This is a genomic window from Streptomyces sp. ATLC9 (assembly GCF_057196705.1).
The window spans coordinates 1-1,712 of the sequence record NZ_JBXUOY010000483.1 but is presented as its reverse complement, the minus strand read 5'-3'; the positions used below and the strand labels follow the sequence as shown (position 1 = coordinate 1,712).

The 1,712-nt window shown below is 72.8% G+C and carries 1 protein-coding gene and 1 tRNA gene; one reads left to right on the top strand and one right to left on the bottom strand.

The window, feature by feature from the left end:
• On the bottom strand, positions 1-930 hold a 930-nt coding region (locus AC2CJA_RS26500), incomplete at its 3' end, for a GTPase domain-containing protein (RefSeq protein ID WP_484605188.1).
• 310 nt (positions 931-1,240) lie between these two features.
• Here AC2CJA_RS26500 and AC2CJA_RS26495 point away from each other — a divergent pair.
• Positions 1,241-1,316, top strand: a tRNA-Arg gene (locus tag AC2CJA_RS26495).
• Positions 1,317-1,712: the final 396 nt, after the last annotated feature.

Below are 1,712 nucleotides of genomic sequence, written 5' to 3'. Positions count from 1 at the left end.
GGCCCCGGCGGCGGTCCGGCCGGCGGCGACCGCGCGGGCGGCGGGGTCCCCGGCGTGGTGGAGCAGCCACTCGCGCAGCTCCGCCACGGCCGTGGCGGGCAGCAGTCCGGAGCCGCCGCGCGCGGACTCGGGCAGCTCCGGGACGGTGAAGCAGGGCACGTCACCGAGACCGGCCCGCGCCAGCAGGGCGGTGTACCGGCGGGAGATCTCGTCGGCGACCTGGTGGGGCACCCGGTCCAGCACGGTGGCCAGGGTCACGTCGTACTCGCGGGCGCTGCGCAGCAGGTGCCAGGGGATCGCGTCGGCGTAGCGGGAGGCGGTGGTGACCAGGATCCAGACGTCGGCGGCGCAGAACAGCTCGGCGGCCAGTTGGCGGTTGGCGGTCACCAGGGAGTCGATGTCGGGCGAGTCCAGCAGGGCGAGCCCTACGGGCACGGCCTCGGCGGTCTCGACGGTGAGCGCGGGCGGGGCGTCGGCGCCGGCGTCGCCGCCGTCCGCCGCGTGGTCCTCGTCGGGGAGGGAGGGAAGCCCGTCCTCCGCGGCCCGGCAGTCGTCCCGCCGCGGCGTCCAGACCCGTCTCAGCCCGGGCAGTACGCGGGGTCCGGCGAACCAGTGCTGGTCGGCGGGGTGGCAGACCAGCACGGGCGTGCGCGTGGTGGGCCGCAGCACCCCCGCGTCGCTGACCCGGCGCCCGACGAGCGAGTTGACCAGGGTGGACTTCCCGGCACCGGTGGAACCGCCGACGACGGCGAGCAGCGGCGCCTCGGGGGCGCGCAGTCTGGGCACCAGGTAGTCGTCGAGCTGGGCGAGCAGCTCGCTGCGGGAGCGGCGGGCGCGCTCGGCCCCGGGCAGCGGCAGCGGAAAGCGGGCTGCGGCGACGCGGTCACGCAGTGTGGTGAGCGCGTCGAGCAGTTCGGTCCTAGCTTCCAAGATCGCCACATGCGCAGAATGCCCAATTTCGATTGGTTTCTGAAGCGCATTAGGGCTATAACGGGGTGTTTTGACCCCTGTGGCCCGCGCCGCATCGCGGACAGGGGGCATAACGACTGCACAACACCCGCCCCACCGAGCGTTCAAACCGGTGCATGATTCGTACTCGCCTGCGATTATCGGGATCGCTTCACTGAACCTCCACAGGGTGTCGCGGACGTGAAGCAGCCGGGAGGAAGCACCCGGGCCCCTATCCTTGTCGCGGCAAGGTCACCCGGGGGCGCTCCGCCGTCCGTCCGCGACCGCTTGGGCCCCCGTAGCTCAGTGGATAGAGCAGGCGCCTTCTAAGCGCTTGGCCGCAGGTTCGAGTCCTGCCGGGGGCACCACCGGCCCAGCCTCGGCTGGGCCGCTTCCTTGCAGGCCAGGCGGGGTTTCCCGGCCTCCCGGGCCGGACGGACGCCCCGGCCCCGGCCCCGGCAGGTCCTGCTGTCCGACTGACACCGGCCGGAACCGGCTCCCAACGGGTGGCTGTGCAACATGCGTGCAACGGCACCGCAGGCACGAGACCGGCCTCCCGGACCGGGCCGCAGAGCCCTCGCGCCGGTAGACCGGTCTCGATACCGGGGCCGAGGTGAACCGCCCGGGGGCAGGTAGAGACTCGATTCCGTGAAAGGATTGAGTCATCGGGGCTCTCCTTCGTGGATGCCCCGTCCTTTAGGGCGGGGAGGAAACGAAGCTCCTGCGGAGCAGGGCAGGGAACGCCGGTTCGCCGCCAGGGCGGA